Here is a 14,291-nt window from a genome sequence, read left to right as displayed (position 1 = left end):
GGCATGCCCCGATCCTAGCCGCCGGGCCACAGACCACGGCCCGGGCGAGGGACGAGCGCCCGCGCGAATCCGCCCTGGGCGAGCATGCCCGACAACATTTGGCACGGGTTCGGCCATGGTGCACAATCTACGCGCAACGGCGCAGGCCGGTGATGCGTGGTCCGCCCACGACGCCGCCCGCGCAGTGCCGGCACCGGTCCCGGTGCCGTCCCCCACCAGCGGAGCGTGAAACCCCATGGCCACTGACTACGACGCCCCTCGCAAGAACGAGGAAGAGCTGAGCCAGAACTCCATCGAGGAGCTGAAGGCACGGCGCACGGACACCCAGTCCGCCGTCGTGGACGAGGACGAGGCGGAGGCCGCCGAGGGGTTCGAGCTGCCCGGCGCCGACCTCTCGGGTGAAGAGCTGATGGTGCGGGTGCTGCCCGCCCAGTCGGATGAGTTCACCTGCGCCTCCTGCTTCCTCGTCCGCCATCGCTCGCAGGCCGCGCGTGAGAAGAACGGCCTGATCTACTGCACCGACTGCGAGGGCTGAGCCCCCGCCGCCGGGGCGGTCAGCGGTCCTCGGCCGTCCCCTCCTGCCGGGCCATGGTCCCGCCGAGGGCCGCGACCAGCTCCTCCGGACGCCGGGTGCTGGTCAGCCAGTAGGGCGTGCGGTCGCGCTCGTCGGTCAGCTGGATCCGCACGACGGGCGCGATCCAGCCGCGCACGTTCACGAAGGCCAGCCCGTGCAGCAGCGGGCCGCGCTGGGCCCGGGCGTCCTCGCCGCGATACCCCGTGACCTGACCGACGTGATGCCGTTCGATGCTGGCGCGGCCCACCTGGAGGGTGCGTTCGCGCACCACGATGCGCGGGGTGGTGGACACCAGGATCAGGACCTCGACGGCGAAGAACACGACGGCGGCCGCGATGCCCAGCCCGAGGTCGATCGGGGCGAACACGAGGATCGTCAGCGCCGCCAGCATGAGCGCCACGGTCCAGACCCCCGGGGAGGGCGTCAACCGCTCCTCGAACAGGACCGGATCGGGTCCCGCCGCGGCGCCCCCGGGGGCGCGGCGGGAGGCATCGGCGACGGGGTGCTGCTGGGGATCACGCATGGGTCCCAGCTTCCCACATCCGGACTCCGGTCCCGCCGCGCGGCACCGGCGAGGGCGCCCGCCCGGCCGCCTCGACGCGGCCCCGGGCCGACGGGTGCTCGTGTAGGGTCGGGCCTCGTGACCGACTCCGCCGAGCTGCCCGTGCCCCTGCACGCCCTCGATCCGGGCCTGGCCCCACCCGCCTACGCGCAGCCGGGCGACGCGGGCGCGGACCTGCGCACCGCCGTCGACGTGACCCTGGCCCCGGGAGAGCGCGCCCTCGTGCCGACCGGCGTGGCGCTGGCCATCCCGGAGGGCCACGCGGGGTTCGTGCACCCCCGCTCGGGCCTCGCGGTCCGCCACGGCCTGAGCGTCGTCAACGCCCCCGGCACCATCGACGCCGGCTACCGCGGCGAGATCAAGGTGCCCCTGATCAACCTGGACCCGACGGAGCCGATCGTGCTGCGCCGCGGCGACCGGATCGCCCAGCTCGTGCTGCAGCCGGTCGTGCGGGCCCGCTTCGAGCCCGTGGACGCGCTGCCCGACTCCGAGCGCGGGGCCGGCGGCTTCGGCTCGACCGGCGGCTTCACCGCCGACAACACCCCTGGGAGGACGTCGTGATCTTCGGACGCAACCGCACCGTGCGCCACGAGCAGGTCAGCCTGCCGGCCGAGCTGCTGGAGGAGCGCGACCTCGAGATCGCCGCCGCGCCGGAGGCCGTCGACGTCGGCCCGCACGACGTCGCCACCCGCCCGGATCCCGTCGGCATGATCGACCTGGGGTCGCTGCGCCTGCGGGCGGTCCAGGGCATGAAGCTGCGCCTCGACGTGGAGGACGCGACGAGGCGGATCGTCGCCGCCACCGTCAGCCTCGGCCGCTCGGCGCTGCAGGTCCAGGCGTTCAGCGCCCCGCGCCGCACGGGTCTGTGGGACGACCTGCGCGCCGAGCTGCACGATTCCCTGTCGACCACCGCCCATGCGACCGTGCAGGAGCAGTCCGGCCGCTTCGGCATCGAGATCCTCACGCGCGTGCCGGCGGCGCTGCCGGACGGCTCGCCGGGGTGGAACGTCGCCCGGTTCGTGGGCGTGGACGGTCCGCGCTGGTTCGTCCGCGGTGTGTTCCACGGCGAGGCCGCCTTCCAGCCGGAGGCCGCTGAGCCGCTGGAACAGGTGTTCTCCGACCTGGTCGTGGTGCGGGGCGACGAGCCGCTCCCGCCGCGCGAGCTGCTGCCCCTGCGTCCGCCTCCCAACGCGCGCCCGCTGCAGCGTCGCCGCCCGGCCCCGGACGAGGGCCGGGACGTGCTCGCGGACACCGCCGCCGGCCCGGGGGACGGCACGGCACCGGAGGCCACCGCGCTGCCCGAGCGCGGTCCGGAGACCCGGTGAGCCCCGCCGTCGCGGCCCACCCGACCGGCACCGCGGGCCGCATCGAGCGCCGCGGCGTCATCGCCTCCGTCACGCTGCCCGGCGTGGACGAGGCGACCGTCTTCCGCGCGGCCCTGGCCGACCGCCTGCCCGCGCCCGGGAGCATGGCGCCCGCCGAGACGCTGCAGCTGGTCTGGCACGGGCGGCGCCGCGTGCCCGGCGTCATGCCGGGGGAGTGGCTGACGGTCCGCGGCCGCGTCACCCAGATGGATGGCGTGCCCACCCTGCACAACCCCGAGTTCGACCTGGTCGACGCGCCCGAGGCCACGCTCTGAGCACGGCCCCGAGAGGAGAGCCCATGACCGAGCCGCGTGGCCCCGTCACCGCCGCCCCGGACGGGGCCGGCCCCCTGCCGTCTCGAGCCCGCCTGGACGAGCGCGGCCGCCTCGACGCGCTGGGCAGCGTCGGTGGCTGGCGCGGCATCGTCGAGGCCTCCCTGCCCACCCTCGTCTACATGGTCGGCTACGTCGCCACCCAGCAGGTGTGGCCCTCCGGCGTGGCGGCCGTCGCGGTCGCACTCGTGCTGGGCGTCGCGCGCCTCGTCCAGCGCCAGTCGCCGGTCCAGGTGCTGGCCGGCCTCGCCGTCGTCGTCCTGTCCGTCGTGGTCTCCCTGACCACCGGCCAGGCCCGCGACTACTACCTGTGGGGCTTCGTCACCAACGCCGCCTACGGCCTCGCGTTCGCGGTGTCCGTCCTCGTGGGCTGGCCCGCGGCGGGCCTGGTGCTCGGCCTCGTGCGCGCCGAGGGCACCCGCTGGCGGGCCCACCGGCGTCGGCGCCGCGCCTACGCCGCGGCCACCTGGATCCTCGTGGCCGTGTTCGCGCTGCGCCTGGCGGTGCAGGTGCCCCTCTACCTCGGGGACGCCGTCACCGCGCTCGGGGTGGCCCGCCTGGTGATGGGCCTGCCGCTCTATGCCCTGGGGCTCTGGCTCGCCTGGTCCGTCAGCTCGCCCGGTCAGGACGACGGCGTGCCGGCGGACTCCGCCGCCTCCGAGCGTCCCTGAGCGCGGCCCTCGCCGACGAGGAGGCGACGCAGGGCCGGCTCGGCGGAGCCGGCGGCCAGGAAGAAGAGCTCGTCGCCCACCTCCAGGACCTCGTCCGCCGACGCCTGCCGGGGGGCGCCGTCGCGCACGACCGCCACGAGCGGAGCCTCCTGCGGCCAGGACACGGTGCCGATGCGCCGGCCCTCGAGCCAGTGCTCCGCCGGGACCCGGAACTCGGACAGCGCCGCGCCGCCGGCCTCCAGTCTGAGCAGGCGCACGAGGTCCCCGGTCTCCACGGCCTCCTCCACGAGCGCCGTCATGATCGAGGGGGTGGACACGGCCACGTCCACGCCCCACGACTCGTCGAAGAGCCAGTCGTTGAGCGGGTTGTTGACGCGAGCCACGGTGCGGCCGACGCCGAACTCCGAGCGGCTCAGCAGGGAGCACACGAGGTTGACCCGGTCGTCGCCGGTCGCCGCGACGAGCACGTCCGCCTCCAGGGCGCCGCACTGCTCGAGCACGGTCAGGTCGCACGCATCCCCGAGGACGAGGCGTGCGCCGCCGACGTCGGCCTTGCGGGCCGCGTCCGTGCGCGCCTCGACGACGACCACCTCGTGGCCGTGCGCGTGCAGCTCCCGCGCGATGGAGGCGCCCACGGCGCCGGCTCCGGCGATGACGGCCCTCATGCCCGTCCCTCCTCGTCCTCGTCCGTGCCGTCCGGCACGCGTGCCTCGCCCTGCAGGGCGGCCTCCACCTGGTCCCGGCGGTCCACCGGGTAGACGGCGTGCAGCACGTCGCCCTCCTGCAGGCGGTCGCCCGGCCGGGGCAGCTGGCCGTCGCCGAGCCGGGTGAGGTAGGCGATGCGCATCCCCACCGTGGACTCGACGTCGGTCAGCCGACGGCCCCACCACGAAGAGTGGGGGACCAGCTCGGTCACGAGCAACCGGCCGGAGGCGTCGCGGTGCTCCGCATCGGCGGTGCCGGCCGGCAGCAGCCGGTGCAGCACCTGGTCGGCCGTCCACTGGATCGAGGCGACCGTGGGGATGCCGAGGCGCTGGTACAGCCGGGCCCGGTCGGCGTCGTAGATGCGCGCCACCACGTGGTCCACGTGGAAGGTCTCGCGGGCCACGCGGGCGGCGATGATGTTCGTGTTGTCGTCCGCGGTCACGGCCGCCAGGCCCTGCGCGCGGTCGATGCCGGCGGCGAGCAGCGCGGAGCGGTCGAAGCCCACGCCGGCCACGAGCTCGCCGGAGAAGCCGGGGGCCAGCCCCTCCACGGTCCGCGGGTCGCGGTCCACGAGGGCGACGCCGTGACCGGCCGCGTCCAGCGCGGCCGCCAACCGGGTGCCCACCCGTCCGCCGCCGACGATCACGTAGTGGGCCATGCCCGTCCCTGCCTCTCGTGCGGTGCTCCGTGCGCCGGGGAGCCGACGCGCGCTCCATCCTCGCATCCGGCGGGCACGTCCGGGAGCATCCGCGTCGCCGCGGCGCCCGGGCCCGGCGGGGGTACCGTGGTGCGGTGGCCACGCTGTCCTCCCTCCTGCGCCGCGGCCTCCTCGGTCGCCCCGTGACGTCGCACGCCGCCGACGAGCCCCGCATGAACCGGTGGCGGGCGCTGCCCGTGACGTCGTCGAACGCCCTGTCCTCCCTCGCCTACGCCCCGGACGAGGTCATCCTCACCCTGGTCGCGGCCGGCACGTCCGCGCTCGCGCTCGGACCCGCCGTCGGCTGGGCCGTCGTCGCGGTGATGCTGCTCATCGTCGTGTCCTTCCGCGCCGCGGTCGCCGCCGTTCCGCACGGCGGCATCTATCACATGGCCGGCACGAAGCTGGGCCCGAGGGCCGGCGTCGTCGCCTCGGCCGCGCTCCTGCTGGACTTCGTGTTCACCGCCGCGGTCTCCGTGGCCGCCTTCGCCCACTTCGTGGCGGCGCTGGCCCCCGGACTCACCGTCGGCAGCCGCGTGCTGGTGGCCTCGGCCGCGCTCGTGGGCGTGCTGCTGGCCGCGCTCCGCGGGGTGCGGCTGTCCCGGTGGGTGCTGCCCGTGCTCGTGAGCGTGTTCATCGCCCTGACCGCGCTGCTCGTCCTGGCGGGCCTGTGGCAGGAGGGCCGTGGGCTGCTCGGCGCGGCGCCGACGGCCGGGTGGACGCAGGAGGGCGTCGGGGTCGGCGGGACCGTCGGCACCGTGGCGACGGCGCTGCTCGCCCTGCGAGCGTTCAGCGCGGGATCGGTGCTGCTCACCGGCGTCGAGGTGCCGGTCTCGAGCACCCGCCTGATGGCCCGGCCGGCCGTGCCCACGGTGCGGTGGGTGCTCACCGTGATGGCCCTCACCCTCGGCGCGCTGACCGTGGGCGTCATGCACCTGGCCCAGCGCACCGGCGTCGTCGTCGGGCTGGAGCTGGAGAACCTCCGGGACGCCGCGGGTGCCGAGGTCACGCCCGACCGCGCCCCCGCCCCCGTGCTCGCCCAGCTCGCGGACACCGTGTACGGCCCGGGCAGCATCCTGTCCATCGCCACCATCGCGGCCACCGCCCTGCTCCTGCTGTTCGCGGCCAAGTCGGCGTTCCGCTCGTTCCCCGCCCTGGCCGCGCGCGTGGCCGAGGACGGCTACCTGCCCCGGCAGCTGAGGGTCCGCAGCGACCGGCTGGTGCACACGTGGAGCGTCCTCGGGATGGGGGCCGTGGCCCTCTCGCTCGTGGTGCTCTTCGAGGCCCGGACCGCCCTGCTCGTGCAGCTCTACGTCATCGGCGTGCTGCTGGCCTTCACGCTCGCGCAGGCCGGCATGCTGCGGCTGTGGCGCCGCCGGCTCGTGCACACACCGGGCTCCCGGGCCCGCGCGGCCGTCCGGCTGCGCCTGATCATCACGGCGGTGGCCTGGGTGGTCACGGCGCTGGCGGGGGTCGTCGTCCTGGTCACCCGCTTCACGCAGGGCGCGTGGGTGGCGCTGCTGGCGATCGTGCTCGGCTCGCTGGTGATGGGGCGGATCCGCCGCCACTACGCGGACGTGGACCGCGAGCTCGCACCGGACCCCCAGGACGACGCGCGGGCCCTGCCCTCGCGGGTCCACGTGGTGGTCGTCGTGACCACGCTGGACCGGCCGGCGCTGCGTGCGCTGGCCTACGCCCGCGCGTCGCGGCCGTCCTCCCTCGAGGCCGTCGTCGTGGACGCCGAGCGCGCCGCCACCCTGGAGGTGATCGACGCCTGGGAGCGTGCCTGCCTGCCGATGTCGCTCACCGTGATCGCCTCGCCCTACCGCGACACGGTGGCCCCCCTGGTGCGGCATGTGCGCGAGCACCGACGCCGTTCCCCGCGGGACCTGACCATGGTGTTCATCCCGGAGTACGTGGTCCGGCCGGGCTGGCGCACGCTCCTGCACAACCGGACCGCCACCCGTCAGACGCGGCGGCTGCAGCGGGAGCCGGGCGTGATGGTGGGCTCGGTGCCGTGGCAGGTCCACGAGGGCCAAGGCGCTTGACCGCCCCGGCGCCCCCGGCGAACGGCGGATGACGCCGTCCGACGGCGCGCCCACGATCGAGGCGACACAGCCGCATCGGTCTGCAAGGATGGTGACGATCTGACCAGTCGATGCTCAAGGCAAGACCTGAAGCGCGCTGCGATGCGAGAGGAGCCAGACATGGCAGTCGTCGACACGTCCACAGACGTCACCGGGATCGGGAGGACCATCGAGGTGGAGGTCGGGGCCATGGCCCACGGCGGCCACTGCGTGGCCCGGCACGAGGGGCGGGTCGTCTTCGTGCGCCACGCCGTGCCCGGCGAGAAGGTCCGGGTGGCCCTGACCGAGGCCGAGGACGGGGCCCGCTTCTGGCGCGGCGACGTCGTGGAGGTGCTGCGGCCCTCCGAGTTCCGCCGCATCCACCAGTGGAAGCTCGCGGACATGCTGCGCGCCCACGCCTCGGGTCGCCCGCCCGTGGGCGGCGCCGAGTTCGGCCACATCGTGGTCCCGCACCAGCGTCGGCTCAAGGCCCAGGTCTTCCGGGACACGGTGCACCGCATCGCCGACCTCGCGGTGGAGCCGGAGGTGTGCTTCGCCGGCTCCGAGGACGAGCCCACCGGCCAGCGCTGGCGGACCCGGAACGCGTTCGCGGTGACCCCCCAGGGGCACATCGCGATGCACGCCTACCGTTCGGCGACCCTCCTGCCCGTGCGCAACATGCCGCTCGGCGTGCCGGCCCTCGACGCGCTCGCCCTGTGGGACTGGGACTTCACCGGAGCCGCCCGCGTGGACGTCGCGACGCCGGCCTCCGGCTCCCGCCCCCTCGTGCTGGTGACGCCCACCCCGCAGACGCGGGCGGACGAGGTCAAGCTCGGCCGGCTGCGCACCCGGATCCGCCAGGCCGCCAACGCGTGCGGCGTGGACGTCTCCACCGGCCTGGCCCTGCCCGGCCCGAAGCAGTTCCAGCCGGTCAAGGTCGAGCGCATCACCGGCAAGACCTGGGTCGAGGAGACCGTGGAGTCCGAGCGCGGCGGCACCAAGCGCTTCCGCGTCACGGGTGACGGCTTCTGGCAGGTCCACCAGCACGCCCCGGCCACCCTCGTGGACGCGGTGCTCGAGGACGCCCGAGTCGAGCCGGGCCAGGTCGTGGCCGACCTCTACGGCGGCGCCGGCCTGTTCAGCGCGTACCTGGCGGACGCCGTGGGACCCGAGGGCCGCGTGTACTCGGTGGAGGCCTCCCGTCAGGCCTCGAAGGACGCCCGCCGCAACCTGCACGAGCAGCCGCAGGCCTCGGTGCTCAACGGCCCCACGGACAAGGTGCTCGGCAGCTGGCTGAAGTACCCCGAGCGCCCCGTGGCCGACGGCGGCCTCGGCGGTGTCGCGCTGGACACCGTCGTCCTGGACCCGCCGCGGGCCGGCGCGGGGCGGCGGGCGATCGAGCGCATCCTCGCGCTCGAGCCGGGCCGCATCGTGTACGTCTCGTGCGACCCCGCCTCGTTCGCCCGCGACCTGGCGTGGCTGCGCGACGGCGGCTACGAGGTGGAGCGCGCCCGCGTGTTCGACCTCTACCCGGACACCCACCACCTCGAGTCGGTCACCGTGCTGGTGCCGGCCGCCCAGAGCGCACCGGCCCCGGCCGTCGTCGAGATCTGATCCGGCGCCCGCGCCGCGGCCTGCGGGCCGCCGCGCGCCATGCCCGCGTCACACGCGACCGGCGCGGTACCCTGGGACACAGTGCGGCACCTGTGACGCAGACGACGCCCGTCCCGGACGGCGCGCGGTCCGCGGCCGCGGGTGACCACCCCCCACTGGACGAGCGCCCGGAGGAAACCGGGCGGGAAGAGGAGTCCTCTCGTGACCACCGTCGACAGCTTCGGCTCCAAGGGCGTCCTGGACGTCAAGGGCGCCGAGTATGAAATTTTCCGTCTGAACAAGGTCGAGGGGGCGCAGAAGCTGCCCTACTCCCTGAAGGTGCTGCTGGAGAACCTGCTGCGCACCGAGGACGGCGCCAACGTGACCGCCGACCAGATCAAGGCCCTGGCCGCCTGGGACCCGAACGCCCAGCCGGACACCGAGATCCAGTTCACGCCGGCGCGCGTGATCATGCAGGACTTCACCGGCGTGCCCTGCGTCGTGGACCTGGCCACCATGCGTGAGGCCATCCAGGACCTGGGCGGCGACCCGGAGCGCGTGAACCCGCTCTCCCCGGCCGAGCTCGTGATCGACCACTCCGTGCAGATCGACTCCTTCGGCAACGACGCCGCCATCGAGCGGAACATGGAGATCGAGTACGAGCGCAACGGCGAGCGCTACAAGTTCCTGCGCTGGGGCCAGACCGCCTTCGACGACTTCAAGGTCGTCCCCCCGGGCATGGGCATCGTCCACCAGGTCAACATCGAGAACCTGGCCCGCACCGTGATGACCCGCGAGGTCGACGGCGTGCTGCGCGCCTACCCGGACTCCTGCGTCGGCACCGACTCGCACACCACCATGGTCAACGGCCTGGGCGTGCTCGGCTGGGGCGTCGGCGGCATCGAGGCCGAGGCCGCGATGCTCGGCCAGCCCGTGTCCATGCTGATCCCGCGCGTCGTGGGCTTCAAGCTGACCGGCAGCATCCCCTCCGGCGCGACCGCGACCGACGTCGTGCTGACCATCACCGAGATGCTCCGTCAGCACGGCGTGGTCGGCAAGTTCGTCGAGTTCTACGGCGAGGGCGTCGGCTCCGTGCCGCTGGCCAACCGCGCCACCATCGGCAACATGTCGCCCGAGTTCGGCTCGACCGCCGCCATGTTCCCGATCGACGAGGTCACGCTCGACTACCTGCGTCTGACCGGCCGCTCCGAGGAGCAGGTCGCCCTCGTGGAGGCCTACACCAAGGAGCAGGGGATGTGGCACGACCCCTCCGCCGAGGTCGCCTACTCCGAGTACCTCGAGCTGGACCTGTCCACCGTGGTGCCCTCCATCTCCGGTCCGAAGCGTCCCCAGGACCGCATCGAGCTGACCGACTCCAAGGCCCAGTTCCGCAAGGACCTGCACGACTACGCACAGGGCGGGGAGCTGCTGGGCACGGTGGACGAGGCATCCAAGGAGAGCTTCCCGGCCTCCGACGCCCCGAACCTCAGCCCGAACGACGCCGACGCCGCCGCGGACGCCCCCCGTGAGACCGCCGCCGTGGCCGTCAAGGGCCGCCCGTCCAAGCTGGTGGACGTGGCCATGGAGGACGGCCGTCAGTTCCAGCTGGACCACGGCGCCGTGTCGATCGCCTCGATCACCTCGTGCACCAACACGTCCAACCCGTCCGTGATGATGGCCGCCGGCGTGCTGGCCCGCAACGCGGTCGCCAAGGGCCTGAAGTCCAAGCCGTGGGTGAAGACCTCCGTGGCCCCGGGCTCCCGTGTGGTGACCGACTACTACGAGAAGTCCGGACTGCGCGAGTCCCTCAACGACCTCGGCTTCAACGTGGTCGGCTACGGCTGCACCACCTGCATCGGCAACTCCGGCCCGCTGGAGTCCGAGATCTCCGAGGCCATCCAGGAGAACGACCTGTCCGTGACCGCGGTGCTCTCCGGCAACCGCAACTTCGAGGGCCGCATCAACCCGGACGTGAAGATGAACTACCTGGCCTCCCCGCCGCTGGTGGTCGCCTACGCCCTGGCCGGGACCATGGACTTCGACTTCGAGAACGAGGCCCTGGGCCAGGACACCGAGGGCAACGACGTCTTCCTCAAGGACATCTGGCCGGACCCGACCGAGGTCCAGAAGATCATCGACGCGTCGATCGACACGGAGATGTTCACCTCGCAGTACGCCACGATCTTCGACGGCGACGAGCGTTGGCAGTCCCTGGAGACCCCCTCGGGCTCCACCTTCGAGTGGGACGAGAAGTCCACCTACGTGCGCAAGCCCCCGTACTTCGAGGGCATGACCATGCAGCCGGACCCCGTGTCGGACATCTCCGGCGCCCGCGTCCTGCTCAAGCTGGGCGACTCCGTGACCACGGACCACATCTCCCCGGCCGGCTCCTTCAAGTCGGACACCCCGGCGGGCCGCTACCTGCTGGAGAACGGCGTGCAGCGCAAGGACTTCAACTCCTACGGCTCCCGTCGTGGCAACCACGAGGTGATGATCCGCGGCACGTTCGCGAACATCCGCATCAAGAACCAGCTGCTCGACGGCGTGGAGGGCGGCTTCACCCGCGACTTCACCCAGGAGGGCGCCCCGCAGGCCTACGTGTACGACGCGGCCCAGAACTACGCCGAGCAGGGCACCCCGCTGGTGGTCCTGGGCGGCAAGGAGTACGGCTCCGGCTCGTCCCGTGACTGGGCGGCCAAGGGCACCGCGCTCCTGGGCGTCAAGGCCGTGATCACCGAGTCCTTCGAGCGCATCCACCGCTCGAACCTCATCGGCATGGGTGTGCTGCCGCTGGAGTTCCCCGAGGGTGAGAACGCCGATTCGCTGGGCCTGACCGGTACCGAGACCTTCGACATCTCCGGCATCACCGCCCTCAACGAGGGCACCACGCCGAAGACCGTGAAGGTCACGGCCACCGGCGAGGACGGCAAGGCCACCGAGTTCGACGCGGTCGTCCGCATCGACACCCCCGGTGAGGCCGAGTACTACCGCAACGGCGGCATCCTGCAGTACGTGCTCCGTCAGATCGCCTCGAAGGACTGATCCACGGGACACCGCCCGCGCGCGGGCACCACGACGGCGGCCCGCCGCCCTCCGCACGGAGGGCGGCGGGCCACCGTCGTCGTGGGCGCCGGGGCCGACGCCGCCGCCTGCGTCCCGCCCGGGTGCGGACCCGCGGAGTAGGCTGGTCGGACCATGGAACATCTGCCCCTCACGAGCCCCGGCGCCCCGCTGCTGCCGCAGATCGCCCGCCCGGCGGACCTGTCGGCCCTCACGGAGGACCAGTTGACCGCGCTGGCGGCGGAGATCCGCGCCTACCTGATCGCCCACGTCTCCAAGACGGGCGGCCACCTCGGACCGAACCTGGGCGTCGTCGAGCTGACGCTGGCCGTGCACCGCGTGTTCGAGTCGCCGAAGGACGCGGTCATCTTCGACACGGGCCACCAGTCGTACGTGCACAAGCTGCTCACCGGACGCCAGGACTTCACGACGCTCCGCCAGGAGGGGGGCCTGTCCGGCTACGGCGACCGCACCGAGTCCGAGCACGACGTGGTGGAGTCCTCGCACGCCTCCAGCTCGCTCTCCTGGGCGGACGGCATCGCGCGGGCCTGGGCGCAGACCGGGCAGGGGGACCGCACCGTGGTGGCCGTGATCGGCGACGGCGCGCTCACGGGGGGCATGGCCTGGGAGGCGGTCAACAACATCGCCGCCGGCCGGGATCGGCGCGTGGTGATCGTGGTCAACGACAACGGCCGCTCGTACGCGCCCACGGTGGGCGGCGTCGCCGAGCACCTGGGTGGACTGCGCCGCGGGGTGCTGGACAAGGTGCGCACCCACCACCGCTACGAGCAGACCCTCGACTACCTCAAGCGCCGCCTCCAGGAGGCTGGCCTCGCGGGTGAGCTGGTGTACCGGCCACTGCACGCGGCGAAGAAGGGCCTCAAGGACCTCTGGGCGCCGCAGGGCTTGTTCGAGGACCTGGGCATGAAGTACATCGGCCCGGTGGACGGTCACGACCTCATCGCCATGGAGGAGGCCCTCGAGGACGCGCGGGCGTACGGCGGGCCCGTGATCGTCCACGCGATGACCGAGAAGGGGCACGGCTACGCGCCGGCGGTCGCGCACGAGGCGGACCAGTTCCACGCGATCGGCGTGATCGACCCCTCCACGGGCGAGCCCATCACCTCGTCGACGGCCCAGTCCTGGACCTCCGTGTTCGGCGAAGAGATGGTCGCGATCGCGGACGAGCGGCCGGACGTCGTGGCCATCACCGCCGCCATGCAGAACCCCGTGGGCCTGGCCCCGATGGCGCTGGCCCACCCGGACCGGGTGTTCGACGTCGGCATCGCCGAGCAGCACGCGGTCACGTCGGCCGCCGGCATGGCCTTCGGCGGCCTGCACCCCGTGGTGGCCGTCTACGCGACCTTTCTCAACCGCGCGTACGACCAGGTGCTCATGGACGTGGGCCTGCACCGTGCGGGCGTGACGTTCGTGCTGGACCGCGCGGGCGTCACCGGGCCGGACGGCCCCAGCCACCACGGCATGTGGGACCTGGCCCTGCTGCAGTCGGTCCCGGGGCTGCGGATCTCCGCGCCCCGTGACGCGGACACGCTCCGGGAGGAGCTGCGCGAGGCCGTCGCCGTCGAGGACGCGCCCACCGTGGTGCGGTTCGCGAAGGGCTCGGTCGGCGAGTCGGTGCGTGCCCTGGAGCGGCTGTCGGACGGCACGGACGTGCTCGCCCGGCGCGGCGAGGCCGGCGGACGCGACGGCGCCGAGCGGGACGTGCTGATCGTGGCGGTGGGTGCGATGGCCGAGCTCGGCCTCGACGTCGCCGAACGGCTCGAGCGGCACGGCATCAGCGCCACGGTGATCGACCCGCGGTGGGTCCTGCCCGTGGCCCGATCCGTGATCGACACGGCCGCCCGCCACCGGATCGTCGTGTGCCTCGAGGACGGGGTGCGGGCCGGCGGCGTCGGCTCGCGGATCCGCCAGGAGATGCGTGCGGCCGGCGTGGACACGGCCCTGAACGAGGTTGGCCTGCCGGTCGAGTTCCTCGCCCACGGCAGCCGCGAGCAGGTGCTGGCCCGCGTGGGCCTCACCGCGCAGCGCATCACCCAGGACACCGTCGCCCAGGTCCTCGGCGCCAAGGTCCCGTACGCCCGGCCCGTCCCCGAGGACGCGGCCGCCCCCCACCACCAGGAGCAGGCATGAGCATCGTCCGGCTGTACCGTGAGACCGTCGGCGACGACGGCACCCGGCTCTTCGAGTACCGCGAGGCATGGGCCGACGCGGAGGCCGGGGAGTTCGTGGTCCACCACGGCCGGGTCGGCCAGCCCGGCACCGTCGGGGAGCAGCCCCTGGCCGACCAGGCCGAGGGTGATCAGCTGCTGGCCGCGTTCGTGGCGCAGGGCGCGGAGGAGGGCTTCGCCGAGGCGGACCCCGCGACCTTCGCCGTGCTGCCGGTGGCCTACCGGCTCCGCGGCCGGGAGGCCACGGTGATCGAGCGGCGCACCGTGGAACGGCTGCGCGTCGAGGTGACCCACCAGCTGGCCTGGCGCGGTCTTGGCGAGGTCGAGGACGTCGTCGAGGAGGCCGGTGCCCTCGTGCTGCGCGTCCGGACCCCCCACGCCCGCAAGGCCGCCGCCGAGATCCCGGCGGCCGCCAAGCGCGCCGACGGCGTGCAGCCGAACAAGGTGGACGTCCGCACCGCAGAGCAGGAGGGCTGAC

13 protein-coding genes are annotated in these 14,291 nt (G+C 73.7%); 10 read left to right on the top strand and 3 right to left on the bottom strand.

Going from position 1 to position 14,291, the window contains the following annotated elements; translation table 11 throughout:
- The first annotated feature begins 235 nt into the window (after positions 1-235).
- Positions 236-535 carry a DUF4193 domain-containing protein gene (locus tag ACUW6W_RS05065; RefSeq protein WP_002858157.1) on the top strand — a complete coding sequence of 100 codons (300 nt, stop codon included), beginning with the start codon at positions 236-238 and terminating at the stop codon, positions 533-535.
- Positions 536-554: 19 nt separating this feature from the next.
- Here the strand turns inward: ACUW6W_RS05065 and ACUW6W_RS05060 are convergent, their stop codons facing one another.
- Positions 555-1,097, bottom strand: a complete 543-nt coding sequence (locus ACUW6W_RS05060; RefSeq protein WP_098092592.1) for a DUF3093 domain-containing protein — start codon at positions 1,095-1,097, stop codon at positions 555-557.
- 117 nt (positions 1,098-1,214) lie between these two features.
- On the opposite strand from ACUW6W_RS05060, the gene dut reads away from it, so the two are divergent.
- Genes dut through ACUW6W_RS05040 form a run of 4 tightly spaced genes read left to right on the top strand, consistent with a single transcriptional unit; the run spans position 1,215 to position 3,503 of the window.
- On the top strand, positions 1,215-1,697 hold the full coding sequence (gene dut / locus ACUW6W_RS05055; RefSeq protein WP_020625076.1) for a dUTP diphosphatase: 483 nt from the start codon (positions 1,215-1,217) through the stop codon (positions 1,695-1,697).
- Complete coding sequence (locus ACUW6W_RS05050; protein WP_145950615.1) at positions 1,694-2,461, top strand: DUF3710 domain-containing protein; 768 nt, start codon at positions 1,694-1,696, stop codon at positions 2,459-2,461. Before dut ends, ACUW6W_RS05050 begins: the two co-directional genes overlap by 4 nt.
- Positions 2,458-2,775 carry a single stranded DNA-binding domain-containing protein gene (locus ACUW6W_RS05045; protein ID WP_145950614.1) on the top strand — a complete coding sequence of 106 codons (318 nt, stop codon included), beginning with the start codon at positions 2,458-2,460 and terminating at the stop codon, positions 2,773-2,775. Before ACUW6W_RS05050 ends, ACUW6W_RS05045 begins: the two co-directional genes overlap by 4 nt.
- A 23-nt stretch (positions 2,776-2,798) precedes the next feature.
- Entirely contained in the window at positions 2,799-3,503 is a 705-nt protein-coding gene (locus ACUW6W_RS05040; protein ID WP_020625079.1) for a DUF3159 domain-containing protein, read from the top strand.
- Here ACUW6W_RS05040 and ACUW6W_RS05035 read toward each other — a convergent pair.
- A complete protein-coding gene (locus tag ACUW6W_RS05035) occupies positions 3,455-4,168 on the bottom strand; it encodes a potassium channel family protein (RefSeq protein WP_036382825.1) in 714 nt (237 codons plus the stop codon). The genes ACUW6W_RS05040 and ACUW6W_RS05035 overlap by 49 nt on opposite strands.
- The gene (locus ACUW6W_RS05030; RefSeq protein WP_020625081.1) at positions 4,165-4,866 is read right to left on the bottom strand and encodes a potassium channel family protein; all 702 of its coding nucleotides are present in this window, start codon (positions 4,864-4,866) and stop codon (positions 4,165-4,167) included. The genes ACUW6W_RS05035 and ACUW6W_RS05030 overlap by 4 nt, the downstream gene beginning before the upstream one ends.
- 134 nt (positions 4,867-5,000) lie before the next feature.
- Between ACUW6W_RS05030 and ACUW6W_RS05025 the strand changes: the two genes are divergently transcribed.
- The 5 genes from ACUW6W_RS05025 to ACUW6W_RS05005 all read left to right on the top strand — a co-directional run bounded on the left by ACUW6W_RS05025 (position 5,001) and on the right by ACUW6W_RS05005 (position 14,290).
- Positions 5,001-6,953, top strand: a complete 1,953-nt coding sequence (locus ACUW6W_RS05025; RefSeq protein ID WP_145950613.1) for an APC family permease — start codon at positions 5,001-5,003, stop codon at positions 6,951-6,953.
- 159 nt (positions 6,954-7,112) lie between these two features.
- The gene (locus ACUW6W_RS05020) at positions 7,113-8,585 is read left to right on the top strand and encodes a class I SAM-dependent RNA methyltransferase (protein WP_095694654.1); all 1,473 of its coding nucleotides are present in this window, start codon (positions 7,113-7,115) and stop codon (positions 8,583-8,585) included.
- A gap of 201 nt (positions 8,586-8,786) precedes the next feature.
- Entirely contained in the window at positions 8,787-11,606 is a 2,820-nt protein-coding gene (gene acnA / locus ACUW6W_RS05015; protein WP_145950612.1) for an aconitate hydratase AcnA, read from the top strand.
- A gap of 153 nt (positions 11,607-11,759) precedes the next feature.
- Positions 11,760-13,775: a 1-deoxy-D-xylulose-5-phosphate synthase gene (dxs, locus tag ACUW6W_RS05010; RefSeq protein WP_145950611.1), complete on the top strand. Its 2,016-nt coding sequence runs from the start codon at positions 11,760-11,762 to the stop codon at positions 13,773-13,775.
- Entirely contained in the window at positions 13,772-14,290 is a 519-nt protein-coding gene (locus ACUW6W_RS05005; RefSeq protein ID WP_095694651.1) for a hypothetical protein, read from the top strand. Before dxs ends, ACUW6W_RS05005 begins: the two co-directional genes overlap by 4 nt.
- Position 14,291 lies beyond the last annotated feature (1 nt).

The sequence above is a fragment of the Micrococcus sp. 093350064-1 genome (assembly GCF_053627955.1).
The sequence above is the reverse complement of the archived record's forward strand: the minus strand, read 5'-3'. Positions and strand labels throughout refer to the sequence as shown.